The sequence below is a fragment of the Williamsia sp. D3 genome, assembly GCF_000506245.1.
Classification (GTDB): Bacteria; Actinomycetota; Actinomycetes; order Mycobacteriales; family Mycobacteriaceae; genus Williamsia; species Williamsia muralis.
Map to the genome: position 1 here is coordinate 152,633 of NZ_AYTE01000001.1, position 16,911 is coordinate 169,543.

15 protein-coding genes and 3 pseudogenes are annotated in these 16,911 nt (G+C 65.8%); 7 read left to right on the top strand and 11 right to left on the bottom strand.

Annotated elements, in window-relative coordinates:
* Positions 1–36: 36 nt before the first annotated feature.
* The 9 genes and pseudogenes from era to hrcA all read right to left on the bottom strand — a co-directional run bounded on the left by era (position 37) and on the right by hrcA (position 8,325).
* Positions 37–960 carry a GTPase Era gene (gene era / locus W823_RS31860; protein WP_023953960.1) on the bottom strand — a complete coding sequence of 308 codons (924 nt, stop codon included), beginning with the start codon at positions 958–960 and terminating at the stop codon, positions 37–39.
* A complete protein-coding gene (locus tag W823_RS31865) occupies positions 957–1,313 on the bottom strand; it encodes a cytidine deaminase (protein WP_023953962.1) in 357 nt (118 codons plus the stop codon). The genes era and W823_RS31865 overlap by 4 nt, the downstream gene beginning before the upstream one ends.
* Positions 1,310–2,710 carry a hemolysin family protein gene (locus tag W823_RS31870; RefSeq protein ID WP_023953964.1) on the bottom strand — a complete coding sequence of 467 codons (1,401 nt, stop codon included), beginning with the start codon at positions 2,708–2,710 and terminating at the stop codon, positions 1,310–1,312. The genes W823_RS31865 and W823_RS31870 overlap by 4 nt, the downstream gene beginning before the upstream one ends.
* Before the next feature lie 6 nt (positions 2,711–2,716).
* Positions 2,717–3,271, bottom strand: coding sequence for an rRNA maturation RNase YbeY (gene ybeY, locus W823_RS31875; protein ID WP_031331071.1), 555 nt, complete (start codon positions 3,269–3,271; stop codon positions 2,717–2,719).
* A 34-nt stretch (positions 3,272–3,305) separates the two neighbouring features.
* Positions 3,306–4,307 carry a PhoH family protein gene (locus W823_RS31880; RefSeq protein WP_099384646.1) on the bottom strand — a complete coding sequence of 334 codons (1,002 nt, stop codon included), beginning with the start codon at positions 4,305–4,307 and terminating at the stop codon, positions 3,306–3,308.
* 174 nt (positions 4,308–4,481) lie between these two features.
* Positions 4,482–5,258, bottom strand: a complete 777-nt coding sequence (locus W823_RS31885) for a S9 family peptidase (RefSeq protein WP_023953970.1) — start codon at positions 5,256–5,258, stop codon at positions 4,482–4,484.
* Positions 5,249–6,015: pseudogene (locus W823_RS31890) on the bottom strand (16S rRNA (uracil(1498)-N(3))-methyltransferase). Before W823_RS31890 ends, W823_RS31885 begins: the two are co-directional and overlap by 10 nt.
* A gap of 26 nt (positions 6,016–6,041) precedes the next feature.
* Entirely contained in the window at positions 6,042–7,199 is a 1,158-nt protein-coding gene (gene dnaJ / locus W823_RS31895; RefSeq protein ID WP_023953972.1) for a molecular chaperone DnaJ, read from the bottom strand.
* Positions 7,200–7,291: 92 nt separating this feature from the next.
* A pseudogene (hrcA, locus tag W823_RS31900) lies at positions 7,292–8,325 on the bottom strand (heat-inducible transcriptional repressor HrcA).
* A 92-nt stretch (positions 8,326–8,417) separates the two neighbouring features.
* On the opposite strand from hrcA, the gene W823_RS31905 reads away from it, so the two are divergent.
* Positions 8,418–8,843 carry a type II toxin-antitoxin system VapB family antitoxin gene (locus W823_RS31905; RefSeq protein ID WP_031331075.1) on the top strand — a complete coding sequence of 142 codons (426 nt, stop codon included), beginning with the start codon at positions 8,418–8,420 and terminating at the stop codon, positions 8,841–8,843.
* On the opposite strand, the gene hemW is transcribed toward W823_RS31905, so the two are convergent.
* On the bottom strand, positions 8,755–9,927 hold the full coding sequence (gene hemW, locus W823_RS31910; protein ID WP_023953978.1) for a radical SAM family heme chaperone HemW: 1,173 nt from the start codon (positions 9,925–9,927) through the stop codon (positions 8,755–8,757). The two genes, W823_RS31905 and hemW, sit on opposite strands and share 89 nt — an antisense overlap.
* A gap of 67 nt (positions 9,928–9,994) precedes the next feature.
* Between hemW and W823_RS31915 the strand changes: the two genes are divergently transcribed.
* The 6 genes and pseudogenes from W823_RS31915 to W823_RS31940 all read left to right on the top strand — a co-directional run bounded on the left by W823_RS31915 (position 9,995) and on the right by W823_RS31940 (position 16,302).
* A complete protein-coding gene (locus W823_RS31915) occupies positions 9,995–10,546 on the top strand; it encodes an ion channel (protein WP_031331076.1) in 552 nt (183 codons plus the stop codon).
* Positions 10,547–10,904: 358 nt separating this feature from the next.
* Positions 10,905–12,604: pseudogene (locus tag W823_RS31920) on the top strand (nitrite/sulfite reductase).
* Positions 12,601–13,332, top strand: coding sequence for a phosphoadenylyl-sulfate reductase (locus W823_RS31925; RefSeq protein WP_023953982.1), 732 nt, complete (start codon positions 12,601–12,603; stop codon positions 13,330–13,332). The pseudogene W823_RS31920 and the gene W823_RS31925 overlap by 4 nt, the downstream one beginning before the upstream one ends.
* On the top strand, positions 13,329–14,267 hold the full coding sequence (gene cysD / locus W823_RS31930; protein ID WP_038252058.1) for a sulfate adenylyltransferase subunit CysD: 939 nt from the start codon (positions 13,329–13,331) through the stop codon (positions 14,265–14,267). Before W823_RS31925 ends, cysD begins: the two co-directional genes overlap by 4 nt.
* Complete coding sequence (locus W823_RS31935; RefSeq protein ID WP_023953986.1) at positions 14,267–15,562, top strand: sulfate adenylyltransferase subunit 1; 1,296 nt, start codon at positions 14,267–14,269, stop codon at positions 15,560–15,562. Before cysD ends, W823_RS31935 begins: the two co-directional genes overlap by 1 nt.
* Positions 15,559–16,302 (top strand): sirohydrochlorin chelatase, encoded by a 744-nt coding sequence (locus W823_RS31940; protein ID WP_023953988.1) that lies wholly within the window; start codon positions 15,559–15,561, stop codon positions 16,300–16,302. The genes W823_RS31935 and W823_RS31940 overlap by 4 nt, the downstream gene beginning before the upstream one ends.
* Here the strand turns inward: W823_RS31940 and W823_RS31945 are convergent.
* Positions 16,295–16,897: a TetR/AcrR family transcriptional regulator gene (locus tag W823_RS31945; RefSeq protein WP_031331078.1), complete on the bottom strand. Its 603-nt coding sequence runs from the start codon at positions 16,895–16,897 to the stop codon at positions 16,295–16,297. The genes W823_RS31940 and W823_RS31945 overlap by 8 nt on opposite strands.
* Between the last annotated feature and the right edge of the window lie 14 nt (positions 16,898–16,911).

The following is a 16,911-nucleotide window of genomic DNA, read 5'->3' on the forward strand; positions in this document are numbered from 1 at the left end:
CGGGCGGCTCCCTCGATCGTCGTTGTCGCGCGCCCGTCAGAAGCCGAGTCGTCCCAACTGCTTGGGGTCGCGCTGCCAGTCCTTGGCCACCTTCACATGAAGGTCCAAGTACACCTTGGCACCCAGTACTTTCTCGATCTGAACGCGGGCCACCGTGCCGACCTCTTTGAGTCGAGCACCCTTCTTCCCGATGATGATGCCCTTCTGGCTATCGCGTTCCACGTACAAATTCGCGTGCACGTCGACCATCGGGATCTGCCCTTCCGGAGCCTCCCGTTCGATGATCTCCTCGATCACCACGGCGAGGGAATGGGGCAGCTCGTCGTGGATTCCCTCGAGTGCGGCCTCCCGGATGAACTCGGCCATCAAGGTGGTCTCGGGTTCGTCGGTCAATTCGCCGTCGGGGTAGTACGCCGGGCCCGGCTCCATCAATCCGCGTAGGACGTTGACGAGCACGTCCAATTGTTTGCCCTTGGCAGCGGAGATGGGCACCACCTCGCTGTCGGGTCCGAGCAGTCCGGACAATGCCATCAGCTGCTGAGCGACGCGGTCGGGTTTGACCTTGTCGATCTTCGTGACCAGGCCGACCACGGGCGTCTTCGGGGCCATCTCTTTGAGCTGCTGAGCGATCCAGCGATCCCCGGGCCCGATCTTCTCGTCGGCAGGGACACAGAATCCGATTGCGTCGACTTCCGAATACGTGTCGCGCACAAGGTCGTTCAGTCGTTTACCGAGAAGGGTGCGGGGCCGGTGCAAACCTGGGGTGTCCACCAGGATGAGCTGGGTGTCCTCGCGGTTCACGATGCCCCGGATCGTGTGCCGAGTGGTCTGCGGCCGACTGGAGGTGATCGCGATCTTCTCCCCCACCAGCGCGTTGGTCAACGTCGATTTACCGGTGTTCGGCGCGACGAAACAGACGAAACCCGACCGGAAGTCGGAGTCGCTCTCTGGAACACTCACGCTGGTACCGCCAGATGCCGGACATCGCCCGAAGAGTTTACTGCCAGCGCGTACGCACTGGCGCTGACCTCGGTCAGCGGTGCCAGACCCGGATCCTCGCCCACATCGGCACCGGACGCGATGACCGCCGCCTCGAATCCCTCGGCGCCGCTGGCCACTGCCATCGCCACTGCCACCTGCAGCGCAGACAGCCGCAGCGAGGTGAGAGCGACGGGACCGGCGGCATACGTCCTGCCATCGGTGTCCCGTACCGCCGCGCCGGTGTCGCCGCCGGATCGAGCCATCGCACCCCGCGCCAACGTCAACAGTTTGCTGTCCTCGTCATCGAGTCCGGAAGCCGCTGGTCGGCTCATGACGCCTCCTCGTGTAGCTGGGTGGTGCGTTCGGCGGTGTCCGGCTGGTGGTCGGCCGTGTCGACGTTCTCGGCTTCGGAGACGTCGCGCTTCTTCTTCCGCTTCTTCTTCTTCTCGAGTTCTTTCTCGGGAACCCGGTGCACCACAACCGACGTGATCCGTACGCGCCCCTGCCGATTCGGCCCGCCCTCGGCGATCAACTCGAGTCCGTGCAATTCCACAACGGCTCCGGGCAGCGGAACCCGGCCGAGGACAAGGCCGAACAATCCACCGACGGTCTCCACGTCGTCTTCGTCGAACTCCACGTCGAACAACTCCGCGAGGTCCTGGACCGGCAGTCGCGACGACACCCGGTATCCGTCCGTGCCGTCGTCGAGAGCCTCGATGGGCGGGGTTTCGTCGGTGTCGTACTCGTCGTTGATCTCGCCCACGATCTCCTCGAGCACATCCTCGATGGTCACCAGACCGGCGATACCGCCGTACTCGTCGACCAACAGCGCCATGTGATTGCGACTGCGCTGCATGTCGGCGAGCACCTTGTCCAGGGGCTTGGAATCGGGGATGAACTCGGCTTCGCGCATCAGTTCGCGTACTTCCACCGCAGTCGGCTGAGCCGGTGGAAGTCCGCGCTGCACCAGGTCTTTGAGGTACACCACCCCGAGAACGTCGTCGGGGTTCTCGCCGATCACCGGCAGACGGGAATGTCCCGACCGTACGGCCAGCGACGTGGCCTGGGCAGCGGTCTTCGTCGCCTCGATCCACACCATCTCACCGCGGGGAACCATCACCTCGCGTGCGCTGGTGTCGCCGAGGTCGAACACCGACTGGATCATGCGTCGTTCGCCCGCGGCCACGACACCGGTGAGCTCGGCCATGTCGACCACCTCACGCAACTCGACCTCGGTGGCGAACGGTCCGTTGCGAAAGCCCTTTCCGGGGGTGATCGCGTTACCGAGAGCGATCAGCAGCCGGGTCAGCGGGGTGAGCAGCACCCCGATGATCTGCAGGACAGCCGCGGAGTTCACCGCGAACGAGTAGGCGTTCTGGCTGCCGAGGGTGCGTGGGCCCACTCCGATCACCACGTAGCTGACCACTGCCATCACGCCGATGGCCACCACGACACCCCAGGGGGTACCGAGCACCTCGACGGCGTATCCGGCGGCGAAAACCGTTGCGGCAGTTTCGCAGACGATGCGCAGCAGCACGGTCAGAGCAACGTACTTGGCCCGATCGGTGAGCACGTCGCGAAGCCGGCGAGCGCCAGGACGGCCGTCTTTGACCAGGTCCTCGACCCGCGCGGGCGACACCGTCACGAGTGCGTTGTCGATGGCCGCGAAGACGCCGCCGATCGATACCAGCGCAACTGCGGCGATCAGCGGGGCTATATCAGCGGGCACTGGTGATCAGCTTCCCTCGGAGGTCGGTGAGTCGTCGTCGAAACCAGTGCTGTGCAGCAGCTTCGCGTCTCGCTGGGCCATCCGGGCGGCACGGGCGCGAGCGCGCCGGTCGTCATACCAGTCTTCGATGATCTGGCCCTGTAGACCGAACATCGCCTTCTCTTCCTCGGGCTCGGCATGGTCGAAGCCGAGGAGGTGCAGCACGCCGTGCACGGTGAGGATGGACAATTCGTGGTCGGTGGAGTGCCGGGCGGTCGCGGCCTGCTCCGCCGCGAACTCCGGACACAGCACGATGTCACCGAGCATCGAAGGCCCTGGTCCTGCGGTGTCGGGGCGTCCGCCCGGACTCAGTTCGTCCATCGGAAAGCTCATCACGTCGGTGGGACCGGGCAGGTCCATCCAGCGCATGTGCAGCTCTGCCATCGTCTCGCTGTCGACCAGCACCATCGACAACTCGGCCGCCGGATGTACATCCATGCGGCCGAGCGCGAAGGTGGCGACGTCGATGAGCATTTCTTCGGGCACATCGACGCCGGATTCGTTGGAGACCTCGATACTCACAGGTCTCCGCCCGTCGTTCGGGGTGAGTCCGCGTTCATCGGTGACGCCCGCCGGCTGCGGCACGGCGCTGTGCGCGATTGCCGTGCAATTCTGCCGCTGCCTCATCTCGGCCATAGGCGTCGACGATGTCGGACACCAGGCGATGGCGTACGACGTCGGCGCTGGTGAGGTGCGAGAAGAAGATGTCGTCGATGTTCTCGAGGATGCGGCTTGCGGCACGCAGCCCACTCTCGGAGTTGCCCGGCAGGTCCACCTGGGTCACGTCGCCCGTCACCACGATCTTCGACCCGAAGCCGAGCCGGGTGAGGAACATCTTCATCTGTTCGGCCGTGGTGTTCTGCGCCTCGTCGAGAATGATGAACGCGTCGTTGAGGGTGCGGCCACGCATGTAGGCCAGCGGTGCCACCTCGATGACCCCGGCTTCCATCAGTTTCGGGATCGCCTCGGGATCCATCATGTCGTGGAGGGCGTCGTGCAGTGGCCGCAGATACGGGTCGATCTTCTCGTGCAAGGTGCCCGGAAGGAACCCCAGACGCTCGCCGGCCTCGACCGCAGGACGGGTCAGGATGATCCGGCTCACCTCTTTGGCCTGCAACGACTGCACAGCCTTGGCCATCGCGAGGTAGGTCTTGCCGGTACCGGCCGGACCCATCCCGAAGACGATGGTGTTCTTGTCGATGGCGTCGACGTAGTGCTTCTGGTTGAGCGTCTTGGGCCGGATGGTCTTGCCGCGCCTGGAGATGATGTCCAGACTCAGCACCTCCGCAGGCGAAGCCCCCGACCCGTCGGTCAGCATGCCGACGCTGTGGCGGACGAGGTCCGGCGTCAACGGGGTTCCGCGCCGCACCACCGAGGACAGTTCGGCGAGAACGCGCTCGGCGATCGCCACGTCGGCGGGTTCTCCGGTCAACTTCACGGCGTTGCCACGTACATGGATGTCGGCGGTCAGATCGGACTCGAGCTGCTTCAGATTCTTGTCACCAGCGCCCAGCAGTCCGAAGATGACGTCCGGTGACACTTCGAGGGTTGTTGTCACCGTTGTACGCGCCGATGTCCCGTCCGCGTCGTCGCTGGTTCGGGTCGCGCTGTTGTCATCTCTCACGAAGTTCTTTTCTCCTGCTCTGCCGCTGGGTTCGATTGATTCTACGTCGATGAAACGCCCGGTTTCACGTCAATATTTCGCTGCTCGCCGAAGGCGGACCTCGCGCCGTCAGATACCCAGTACCCGGACCGTCTCCCGATGACCCCTGCTGCGCGGATTGACGAACACGTCATGACCCTCACCGGGGACCACGATCAGTTCGGCCGACTGGCCGGCGTGCACCACGCGGTGCACGTAGTCGCGACTCACCTCGACCGGCACGGACTCATCGAGCTCGCCGTGGATCGCCACGACATGGGCGGGAAAGGGTGCCTGCTCCACCGGCGAGGCGTCGCGGTAGAGCTGCGGCGCCTGCTTGATCGAAGCCCCCATCAGCGCACGCAGTGACGGGCGTCCGGCGCGTCCACCCGACTGCAGATCGAGCGGTGCTGCTTGCGCGATCACCGTGGAGATCGCTGCTCTCTTGGTCGCGGCGCCCAGCTGGGCCACGGCCCACACCCCGAGCTGGCCGCCCGCCGAGTGCCCGATGACGGTGACCCGCGACCAGTCGGCTGCGGACGCGATGTGCTCGGGCAAGGCGTATCGGACCGGGCCGTCGAGCGCGGAGATCGCGGCGACGACGTCGTTGCCCGTGCGTGGCCATCCGCCGCCTTCTTCCCCGACGCGGCGGTACTCGATGTTCCAGACCACAGCTCCGCGGGCGGCGAGATCGCGGGCGATGGCGGTCTCGATGGTGAGCCCGAACTCGGTGCTCCAGTAGCCGCCGTGCACGAGGACGATGACCGGCACACCGTTCTCGGCGGGCGATGTCGGCAGGTAGACGTGTCCGAACTGCGAATTACGCTCGCCGTAGGCAAGTTTCACCCTTGTGACCCTCACCTCCATGGCGTGCCCACCGCCCACCGCGGGGTCAGCGCGCCGATGGCACCGAGCGCGACCGCCGCGGCACTGGAGGTGCGCAGCACCTCGGGTCCGAGCAGGACCGCGACCGCACCGACCGACACGAGGGCATCGATCTCTGAATCGTCCAGTCCGCCTTCGGGTCCCACGATCAGCATGATCTCCGCAGCGCTCGACAGGTCCAGCGCGGCAAGGCTCGTCCGGGCACTCTCGTGCAGGACCGCGACGATGCCGCCGGCCGCGACGACCTGTTGTGCGCGCGCCACGACGTCCCGCGTCGCCGCCAGGTCTTCCACCTCCGGGATGAAGGCCCGCCGGCTCTGCTTGGCCGCCGACCGAGCGGCCGCCCGCCACTTCGCCACACCCTTGTCCGCTTTGGGCCCAACCCATTTCGCCACGCAGCGCGCGCTCTGCCACGGCACGATCGCGTCGGCACCAGCCTCGGTGGCGAGGTCGACAGCGAGCTCGGATCGTTCAGATTTGGGCAGGGCCTGCACCACGGTCACCCGCGGTCGCGTCGCGGACCTGCGACGTGATCGAGTACCCGCGCCTGAAGCGACGCCTTGCCCTCGGTCGTGATCACCTCGGCCAGCCCGGAGGTCCCCAGACCGTCGGCCACGATGATGCGTTCGCCCGGCGAAACCCGGGTGACGGTGACGGCATGGCGACCCTCGTCGCCGTCCACGGTGGCGATCTCCCCGGCAGGCGGCACGGTGCCGACCCAGAACAGCGGCGGACTCATGACGGCGTTCTCGGCACGGCCCTGCGTCAGCGCCCGGCGAAGGCGTTGCGCAGCCGCGAGAACAGTCCCCCGGTGTTCGACGATCCGGCGTGCACCAGTTCGATCTGGTCCTCGAGTGTCAGCTTCCGGAACTCCTTGAGACGCTTGGTCTGTTGCGAATCGAGGCGCGTCGGCACCACCACGTCGAGGTGCACATGCAGGGTGCCGCGCACCCCGGTGTGCAGGTGCGGCATTCCCTGACCACGGATCTTGGCGATCTGGCCTGGCTGCGTTCCGGGTTCGATGACCACGCGGGTGGAGCCGCCCAGGATCGTGTCGATGTCGATCTCGCCACCGAGGGCGGCGTCGACCATCGGGACGCGAACGGTGCAGTGCAGATCGTCGCCGTCGCGGACGAACACGCTGTGTTGCTTCTCCTGGACCTCCACGTAGAGGTCGCCGGCAGGACCGCCACCGGGCCCCACCTCGCCCTGGCCGACGAGACGAACCCGCATGCCATCGGCGACACCAGCGGGGATCTTGACCGTGAGGGTGCGGCGCGAGCGCACTCGTCCGTCACCACCGCATTTGTGACACGGATCGGGAATCGTCTCACCGGCGCCCCCACAGGTGGGGCACGGCCGCGACGTCATCACCTGGCCGAGGAACGAGCGTTGCACCGACTGCACTTCGCCTGCGCCACGGCAGGTTTCACACACGACGGGCTTGCTGTTTCCGTTTGTGCCCGACCCGGTGCACACGTCGCAGAGAATCGCCGTGTCGACCGTCACCTCTTTGCTGACACCCGCCGCGCACTCGTCGAGGTCGAGTCGCATCCGCAGCAGCGCATCGGAACCTGCTTGGACGCGACCACGCGGACCCCGTCCGCCGCCGCCTCCCGCGCCACCGAAGAACGCCTCGAAGACGTCGCCGAGGCCACCGGTGAACCCGCCGTTGCCGAAGCCACCGAAGCCACCGGCGCCTGCCGATTCGAGCGGGTCACCGCCGGCATCCACGATTCGCCGCTTCTCGGGGTCGGTCAGCACCTCGTAGGCGGCGGTCACGTCCTGGAAGCGGTTCTGGGCCGACTCATCAGGGTTGACGTCGGGGTGCAATTCGCGCGCCAACTTGCGGTACGCGCGTTTGATTTCCTGGTCGCTGGCGCCTCTGTCCACACCAAGGATCCCGTAGTAGTCACGTGCCACGGCGATGCATTTTCCGTTCTTTGATTCATCTCCGGGAGCACCGAGCAGGCGCGTCCGGATGGGTTGTTCAGGTCAGTGTGCGGCGTTGCACGTCATCGATCGGCGAGTACCTCGCGACGTATCTGGCAACGGCGGCGACGGACGCGATCGTTCCCGGATAGTCCATCCGGGTCGGTCCGAGCACGCCGAGACCACCGAACACAGTGCCCGAGGCACCGTACCCGGTGGAAACCACGGCGGTGCCACGCAGGTTCTCTTCTCGGGTCTCCTCGCCGATCTGCACCGTGACGGTGCCGGTGTTCTGTGTGGCGGCCAGCAGTTTGAGGACCACCACCTGCTCTTCGAGCGCTTCGAGGACCGATCCCATGGCGCCGGCCATCGGCGCGAAATCGGCGGCGGCCCGAGTCAGATTGGAGGTGCCACCCATCAGCAGCCGATCGGCCGATCGCTCGACCAGTGTCTCCACCAGGACGGTCGCGACCCTGATGAACGGCTGACGCAGGTCTTCGGGCGCCTTGTTGGCCAGCTCCGCGACCGCGTGGGAGGCGACCTCGAGCCGCTGACCGTTGAGCGCGGCACCGAACATGTCGCGCAGCCGGCTGATGTCCTCGTCGTTCAGGTCGGAGCCGAGGTCGACGATGCGCTGTTCGACACGGCCGGTGTCGGTGATCACCACCAGCAGCAACCGCGCCGGGGTCAGTGCCACCACCTCGAGGTGACGGACCGAGGACGACGAGAGCACCGGGTACTGGATCACCGCGACCTGCCGCGTGAGTTGCGCCAGCAACTGCACCGACCGCCGGAGTACGTCGTCGAGGTCGACGCCGGAATCGAGGAAGCTGAGGATCGTGCGCCGCTCCACCGGTGACAGCGGCTTCACCTCGCTGATGCGGTCGACGAACAGGCGGTATCCCTTGTCCGTCGGAACGCGGCCGGAGCTGGTGTGCGGCTGGGTGATGTACCCCTCGGCCTCCAGGACGGCCATGTCGTTGCGGACGGTGGCGCTGGACACACCGAGGTGGTGGCGATCCACCAGTGCCTTGGAGCCGATCGGCTCCTGCGTCGCGACATAGTCGGTGACGATGGCGCGAAGTACTTCGAAACGACGTTCATCGGTGCTCGACATGAGCAGTTCACCTCCAGCCCTCGGCTTTGGACAATGGGCACTTCACAGCATTCATCAAGTCTACGGCGACGGAGAACCGATACGGTGAACCGGTGATTTTCAAGGGCGTCCGCGACGGGAAGCCGTACCCGGACCATCAGTTGTCCATTCGCGATTGGGCCAAGATCCCCCCGCGCCAGTTGCGGCTCGATCAGCTCATCACCGTCACCACGGTGCTCGCTCTGGACAAGCTGCTCTCGGAAGACTCGACCTTCTACGGAGACCTGTTCGCACACGCCGTGCGCTGGCAGGGCGACATCTACCTCGAGGACGGCCTACATCGCGCAGTCCGGTCGGCGTTGCGCAACCGGCACGTCATCCATGCACGACTACTCGACCTGGACAACGTGTCCGAACTCACCCGCGAACCGAGTACCGGTGTCGAGAGTGTCAGCCCGCCAACAGGTCACGGACCACGCCATCAGCCAGCAGACGCCCACGGTTGGTCAGAACCAGGGACGATCCGACCCGTTCGGTGAGCCCGTCGGAGATCGTTCGCGCGGCCCGCTGTTGCTCGTCGGGACGGAGTTCGGACCACGCGAGCCCGACCGAACGGCGGATCGACAGCATCACCCGTTCGGTGTGTTGATCGTCCGGAGTCAGCTGTTCGTGGCCGGCAACCGGTAGTTCTGCGGCGGCTACCGCGGCGGCATACCTGGCCGGGTGTTTGTGGTTCCACCAGCGGACCCCCGCGACGTGCGAGTGCGCCCCGGGCCCGGCACCCCACCAGTCGGCGCTGTCCCAGTAGCCGAGATTGTGCCGACAGAACGCGTCGGGCACCGAGGTTCGCGCCCAGTTCGACACCTCGTACCACCGCAGCCCCGCGGCCGAGAGGCGCTCGTCGATCATCTCGTACCGGCTCGCGAGCACGTCGTCATCGGGAGCAGGCAGCTCCCCCCGGCGCACCCGGCGGGCCAGGGCGGTGCCGTCTTCGACGATCAGCGCGTATGCCGACACATGGTCGACCCCGGCATCGAGAACCGCATCGAGGGACGAGGCGAGATCCTCGTCGCGCTCTCCGGGGGTGCCGTAGATCAGATCGAGGTTCACATGTCCGAGCCCGGCGGCCCTGGCCTCACGCGCGGCGGTGACGGCCCGGCCGGGGGTGTGCGTGCGGTCCAGCACTGCGAGAACGTGACCCGCCGCCGATTGCATCCCCAGTGACACGCGGGTGAACCCGGCCGCGAGGATGCCGTCGAAGAATTCGGGTGACGTCGATTCGGGATTCGATTCGGTGGTGATCTCGGCCCCCGGCGCGATGTCGAAGTGAGTTCGCACCGATGCCATGACGCGCCCCAAACCCTCCGCACCCAGCAGGGATGGGGTCCCACCGCCGACGAAGATCGTCGACACGGGCCTGGACTGATCGAGGTGGGTCGCCGCCATCGACAGTTCACCGTCGAGTGCGGAGAGCCACTGCTCCGGCGACGAGCTGCTGCCCAGCTCACCGGGTGTGTAGGTGTTGAAGTCGCAGTAACCGCACCGCGTCGCACAGAACGGGACGTGGATGTACAGCCCCAGAGGGGTCTCGGATCGCGACTTCGGGATGAAGGTGTTCGGCATCGTGGTTCGATCATCCCAGTACTGGCGACAACATCAGAATCAGTGCAACTGGCGAGGGACAAAACCGATGACAGGACCCGGTAGGTCAACAAATTTCATCCAGTTGCCGAAGAGCGTCCTGGTGTGGGCTCTGCTGCGATCGGTCGGCAGCGTGGTCCTTTATCTGATCGCGTACTTCGCCCTGCCGTGGACGGTTGTAGACGACTGGGGCGCGGTGATCATCATCCTCGTATTCCTCGCCGCGGCGGCTCTGGCCGCCGTCTGGCAGGTTGGTCGAATCTTGCGTGCACAGGCGCCGGCGGTCCGGGCGTTCGAGGCGCTGGCGATGATCACCCCGCTCTACCTGCTCGCGTTCTCGCTCGGGTATTTCATGCTCTCGGCCCACGACCCTGCCCAGTTCAACGAGCCGCTGTCCCGGATGAGCTCGCTCTATTTCACCTTGTCGGTGTTCGCGACCGTGGGCTTCGGGGACATCACCGCGGCCGTCGATCTTTCTCGCGCGATCGTGGCGATACAGATGGTCCTCAATCTGATCGTCGTCGGCGTGGGCATCAAGGTCATCGTCGCGGCCGTCCAGTGGAGCAGGACAAAGAAGAAAGAATCTGGCGGGGAGGAATGACCACGGCTCGACGGGTGTTGACACCTGAATACGTCGGTGTCGACCGCGCCGATGGACTTCGGCTCAGAGTGAGCCAAAGTAAGCCCAAGTAGACGCATCAAGGAAGGCCGTGGCACTATGGGCGACGTGACTTCTCAAGGGGTGTGGCTCGCGATGCGACGGCACATCGATCTCAAGCGCGTTTGCAGCGCTTTCTGTCTTAACTGACAAGCGGCACAACCCACGGTCCCCAGCCCGGACCGCAGATGGTGACATGCCCGCGCCACGCTCTTCCCTTGTACCAATCCTTTGCAGGACTCCCGGGTGCCTCGAGCCCTGATCACCCGTGCTGCCCGGAGTCCGCCAGACAGGAGAATCAATGACGTCGACCGCAGACGCCCCCGGCAAACCGGCGCGGCGGGCACGTCCGACGAAGCGCCGCGCCGAGGGCCAATGGAAACTCGGATACCGGGAGCCGCTCAACCCCAACGAGCAGGCCAAGAAGGACGACAATCCGCTCAACGTCCGCGCCCGCGTCGAGAACATCTATTCCAAGCAGGGCTTCGATTCGATCGACAAACAGGATCTGCGCGGCCGGTTGCGTTGGTGGGGTCTCTACACCCAGCGCGCCGAGGGTTATGACGGCACCTGGACCGGTGACGACAACATCGACCTCCTCGAGGCCCGCCATTTCATGATGCGGGTCCGCTGCGACGCCGGCGCACTGACTGCCGAGCAGTTGCGCACGATCGGTCAGATCTCCACCGAGTTCGCCCGCGATACAGCGGATCTCTCCGATCGTGAGAACGTCCAGTATCACTGGATCGAGATCGAGAACGTCCCCGAGATCTGGCAACGACTCGAGGCCGTTGGCCTCAAGACCACCGAGGCGTGCGGGGATTGCCCCCGCGTGGTGCTCGGTTCCCCGCTCGCCGGTGAGGCCGTGGACGAGATTCTCGACCCCACACCGGCGATCGACGAGATCGTCCGCCGGTACATCGGCGACCCGAAGTACTCGAACCTCCCCCGCAAGTTCAAGACGGCGATCTCCGGCCTGCAGGACGTAGCCCACGAGATCAACGACGTCGCCTTCATTGGCGTCAACCATCCCGAGCACGGGCCCGGACTCGACCTGTGGGTCGGCGGCGGGCTCTCCACCAACCCGATGCTGGCGCAGCGGGTCGGTGCATGGGTCGCACTCGACGACGTCCCGGACGTCTGGGAGGGCGTGGTCTCGCTGTTCCGCGACTACGGATACCGGCGTCTGCGTACCAAGGCCCGGCTGAAGTACCTGCTCAAGGACTGGGGCATCGAGAAGTTCCGCCAGGTGCTCGAGGACGAATACCTGGGGCGCAAGCTGATCGACGGACCGGCGCCTGCCCCGCTCACCGCACCGCGCGACCACGTGGGCGTGCAGAAGCTGAAGAACGGCCTCAACTCCGTCGGGTTCGCAGCGATCGCCGGACGCGTGTCGGGCTCCAAGCTCACCGCTGTCGCCGATGCCGCAGCCCGGGTCGGGTCCGACCGCATCCGCTTCACCCCGTACCAGAAGCTGGTTGTCCTCGACGTCGCCGACGACAAGGTCGAGCAGCTCATCTCCGAACTCGCACCTCTCGGGCTGATCGCCAGGCCGTCGCCCTGGCGGCGCAACCTGATGGCCTGTTCGGGTATCGAGTTCTGCAAGTTGTCGTTCACCGAGACGCGCAAACGATCGCAGGTGCTGGTGCCCGAGTTGGAGTCGCGGCTCGCCGACATCAACGACCAGCTCGACGTCCCGATCACGGTGAACATCAACGGCTGTCCCAACTCGTGCGCCCGCGCACAGATCGCCGACATCGGATTCAAGGGCATGCTCGTCGAGGACGCCGATGGCAACACCGTGGAAGGCTTCCAGGTTCACCTCGGCGGCAGCTTGGTCAGGATTCGGCATTCGGCCGCAAACTCCGTCAGCACAAGGTGCTCTCCGGCGAGATCGGTGACTACATGGACCGCGTGGTCCGCAATTTCGTGAAGCAACGCAGTGACGGTGAGCGTTTCGCCCAGTGGGCGATTCGCGCCGACGAGGAGGATTTGCGATGAGTACCGCAGTTCGCAGTGAGACGGAGTTGCGCGATCTGGCGGCGGAAGGGGCTGCGCTGCTGGGCCCGGACGCCTCAGCACACGACCTGATGCGCTGGACCGCAGACACTTTCGGCACCGACTTCATCGTCGCATCCAACATGCAGGATGCGGTGCTCGTGGACGTTGCGGCCTCTGCCGTCACCCCCGAGCAGTTGAACGGCAGCAAACTCAAGGTGCTGTTTCTCGACACCGGCTATCACTTCGCCGAGACCCTCGGCACCCGCGACGCCGTCGAACAGGTCTACGGCGTCGAGATCGTGAACGCCAAAGCGGAGCAGAGCGTCGCCCAGCAGGATGCGATCGTGGGACGCAATCTGTTCGCCTCCGATCCCGGCGAGTGCTGCCGGTTGCGCAAGGTGGTGCCGCTCAAACGTGAGCTGTCGGGCTATCGCGCGTGGGTCACCGGTATCCGCCGGGTGGAGTCCCCCACTCGTGCCAACGCGCCTCTGATCTCCTTCGACGAGGCATTCGGGTTGGTGAAGATCAATCCGATCGCCGCCTGGACCGACGACGAGTTCCAGGACTACATCGACCGCAAGGGCGTACTGGTCAATCCCCTTGTGGACGAGGGATATCCGTCGATCGGATGCGCTCCCTGCACCACCAAGCCGATCAACGGCGCCGATCCCCGAAGTGGCCGATGGGCCGGACTGGCCAAGACAGAATGCGGGTTGCACGCGTCATGACAATCGACCAGAACACCGACGTACTGCCCATCGAGACCGCGGATGAGTTCAGCACTCTCGACGCCCTCGAGTCCGAGGCGATCCACATCTTCCGGGAGGTGGCAGGCGAGTTCGAACGCCCGGTGATCCTGTTCTCCGGAGGCAAGGACTCGACGGTGCTGCTGCACGTCGCACTCAAGGCGTTCTGGCCTGCGCCACTGCCGTTTTCACTGCTGCACGTCGACACCGGGCACAACCTGCCCGAGGTGCTGCAGTTCCGTGACGACGTGGTGGAGCGGCACAGCCTGCGCCTGCACGTCGCCAAGGTCGAGGACTACCTGGCCGATGGCAGGCTGACCGAACGCCCGGACGGCATCCGGAATCCGCTGCAGACCGTTCCCCTTCTCGACGCGATCACCGAGAACCGGTTCGACGCCGTGTTCGGTGGCGCCCGCCGGGACGAGGAGCGTTCGCGCGCCAAGGAGCGGATCTTCTCGCTCCGCAACGCCTTCGGGCAGTGGGACCCCAAGCGCCAGCGGCCCGAACTGTGGAACCTCTACAACGGCAAGCACGCACCCGGCGAGCACGTTCGCGTGTTCCCGTTGTCGAACTGGACCGAACTGGACGTGTGGCGGTACATCGCCCGCGAGCAGGTGCTCCTCCCCTCGATCTATTACGCGCACGAGCGCGAGGTCTACTCACGCGACGGCATGTGGATGACGCCCGGCCCCTGGGGCGGACCCGCCGACGGTGAACAGATCCAGAAGCTCTCGGTCCGGTACCGGACCGTGGGCGACGGATCGACCACCGGGGCCGTGTTGTCCGACGCGTCCGACAACGAGGCCGTCCTGGCCGAGGTCGCGGCCTCGCGCCTGACCGAACGCGGTGCCACCCGCGGCGACGACCGGGTCTCGGAGGCCGCGATGGAAGACCGTAAGCGCGAGGGATATTTCTGATGAGTGCTTCACCTGATCTGCTGCGTCTGGCCACTGCCGGCAGTGTGGACGACGGCAAGTCGACCCTCGTCGGCCGGTTGCTGTACGACACCAAGTCCGTGCTGGCCGACCAGATCGACGCGGTCACCCGCGCCTCGGTCGACAAGGGCCTCGATCAACCGGACCTGTCGCTGCTCGTCGACGGTCTGCGCGCCGAGCGCGAACAGGGCATCACCATCGATGTCGCCTACCGCTACTTCGCCACACCGACGCGTTCGTTTGTGCTGGCCGACACGCCAGGGCATGTGCAGTACACGCGCAACACGGTGTCCGGCGCGTCCACTGCGGGCCTGGTCATCCTGCTCGTTGATGCCCGCAAGGGTGTCATCTCGCAGACCCGCCGGCATGCCGCGGTGATGGCCTTGCTGGGTGTGCCCCGACTTGTGTTGGCAGTCAACAAGATCGACCTGGTCGACGACCCGGAGAAGGTGTTCGGCGAGATCCGGACCCAGTTCACCGACATGACAACCTCGCTCGGTTGGAGTGCCGATCGGGTCGTCTCGATCCCGGTGTCGGCGCTACACGGCGATAACGTCGCCGTGCGTTCGGACAACACGCCCTTCTACGACGGACCGACACTGATCGAGCACCTCGAGTCCGTGCCCGTCGAAGACGACCGCAAGCCGGTCGGTTTCCGCTTCCCTGTGCAGTACGTGATCCGGCCCCGCACACCTGAGTACCCCGACTACCGGGGATACGCCGGTCAGGTCGCCGCCGGACGGGTCACCGTCGGCGACGAGGTGGTTGTCCTGCCTTCGGGCACCCGCACCACCGTCGAACGCATCGACACCGCGGACGGTTCGCTGCAGTCCGCCCACACCGGGCGCAGCGTAACCGTGCTCCTCGCGGACGACGTCGACGTCTCCCGCGGTGACGTGATCGCCGCAGTCGCCGATGCGCCAGAACCCATTTCGCAGTTCAGTGCCACGGTCTGCTGGCTCGGCGACAAGGCTCTGCGTCCGGGTGCTCGACTCCTGCTCAAGCACGGCGCCCGCACCACCCAGGCGATCGTCGGCGAACTCGAGGTGCTGTTCGACGAACAGGAACTGGTACTCCGCGATCAGCCCGAATCGCTGGAACTGAACCAGATCGGCCGGATCTCGGTGCAGACCGCACAGCCGATCAGCGCCGACGATTACAACACCAACCGCGAGACCGGCAGTTTCCTGTTGATCGACCCGCAGGGCGGCAACACCCTCGGCGCCGGACTGGTGGGCGACGCCCTGTCACAGCTACACCTGAAAGAACTTGTGTGACAACACTTGTGCTCGCCGCCCATGGCAGCCGCGACCCCCGGTTCGCGGCCACCATGGAACGGATCACCCATGGTGTCCGCATCCGGCTTCCCGGGGTCGATGTGCGCCTCGGCTACCTCGACCTCAATTCTCCGAGCGTCGCCGGAGTCCTCGCGGGCTGCACTGGCCGGGTGATGGTCGCTCCCCTGCTGCTGTCCAACGCTTTTCACAGCAAGGTCGATCTTCCGGCGATCGTCTCCGACGCCTGCGCCGCCAACCCCGACATCGAGGTCCGGCAGTTGCCTCCACTCGGAGATGATCCCCGGATCGTCAGCGCGCTGATCGGCCGGCTGGACCAGGCCGGCATCCGCGCCACCGACGGCGTCGTGTTGACCGCGGTCGGATCCAGCGATCCCACTGCCGACGAGGCCGTTCGGGCCCGCGCCGCAGAACTCGCCGTCCGGCTCCGGACACCGTTGGTGCAGACGGTCTTCGCGACCCGACTGGGCCGGGATCACAGCGATCTGCATCAGGCTCTACGGAGTCTGCGTCGCGGCGGTGCACGACGTGTTGTTGTCAGCCCGTATTTCTTGTCCGCAGGATTGCTGACCGAACGCGTCGACGCGGCCGTAGACCATCTTGCCCCGGGGTCTTTGATAGCCGGCCCGATCGGGGCTCATCCTGACCTGATCGACGTGGTGTGCGACCGCTTCCGCGGCGCGACCATGGCCAGCCCGGCTCCGTTCTCTGCGTTCAGGTAGAACGCTTGGTCGTCGCTTTCTCGGTCAGCGGCATCCCTTGGTAAGTACCTGCCAAGGCCGCCCCGGCCGCGAGTAGTGGGGCGGTGTCGCGCAGGGTCCGGGTCATCACAAAGGCCCCCTCCAACGCGCAGATGATGGCGATGATGACCTCCCTCGCCGTGTCCGGGTGGATGCCTCGACTCTCGAAGTACGCCGTTCCCAACGTGATCCAGTCACCGAACACCGATGCTGCGGCCAACCGGAGCGATTCGTCGGCATTTGCGACCTCACCGGCAACGGTGGACACGGGACACATGTTTGCAAAACCGGTCTGCTCGATGTCCTCGGCAGCCAGGGCGAACGCCGCTCTGATGCCGTCTGCGAGGTCGGCCTGGTCGGCGAAGACCGCCGGGATGATTGCGGCGTAGGCGACGCCCGCGTTCACCAGTGCCTCACGGGCGATCTGCGCCTTGCCCTCGGGAAAGTGATGGTAGATGGACCCGATCGGCGCACCGGAGCCGGCGACGATCTGCTTCATGCTCAGCGCTGCGTACCCGTGCACCCGCATCAGTTCGACCGCCGTGGTCAGGATCGTCTCGCGCGTTCCTCTTGCCATCATCACCTCCGCGT